The organism is Streptosporangium sp. H13245, assembly GCF_055690525.1.
Window position 1 is genome coordinate 1 of sequence record NZ_JBSZKT010000085.1, and the last position, 787, is coordinate 787.

1 protein-coding gene is annotated in these 787 nt (G+C 67.5%); it reads right to left on the reverse strand.

What is annotated here, in order from left to right:
- A partial coding sequence (locus ACW9TB_RS39345) for a Gfo/Idh/MocA family protein (RefSeq protein ID WP_472753211.1) occupies positions 1–770 on the reverse strand: 770 nt, incomplete at its 3' end.
- Positions 771–787 lie beyond the last annotated feature (17 nt).

Here is a 787-nt window from a genome sequence, read left to right on the forward strand (position 1 = left end):
CGGCTCTGGTCGGCGGCGCTGTGTTCGACCGCGGCCAGCACCCGCTGAACGTTCAACCCGTCGTCGAACGACGGAGCCGGAGCGACACCCGATGCGATCGCCTCGACGAAGTCCTTCACCTCGTGGGTGAAGGTGTGCTCATAGCCCAGGCCATGACCCGGCGGCCACCACGCCCCCGCGTACGGATGCCCGCCCTCGGTGACCAGCACCCGGCGGAACCCCGCCTCCTCCGGAGGCAACGCGTGATCGTGGAACCACAACTCGTTCATCGCCTCGAAATCGAACGCCACACTCGCGTCCGACCCGTTGACCTCGATCCGCAACGCGTTCTTACGCCCCGTGGCGAACCGGGTCGCCTCAAACGACGCCAACCCCCCACCACTCAGACGCCCGATGAACACCGCCGCGTCATCAACGTCCACCTCACCCATCTCCACACCGGAACCGTTACCGGTGTCAGCCGACAACCCGGCCGACGCCCCGGCGATGGGCCGCTGCGTGATGAACGTCTCGGTCAGCCCGGAGACCTGGGTCAGGCGCTGACCGGTGATGAACTGCGCGGTATCGATGATGTGCGCACCGATATCCCCCAACGCCCCTGAGCCGGCCAGATCCTTCTGCAGCCGCCACACCAGCGGGAACTCCGGATCGACGATCCAGTCCTGCAGATACTGCGCCCGCACATGCCGAATCGCACCCAGGCGGCCCTCGGCCACCCACCGGGCGGCCTGAGCGATGGCCGGCACCCGACGGTAGTTGAACGCCACCATCGCATACACCCCCCGCT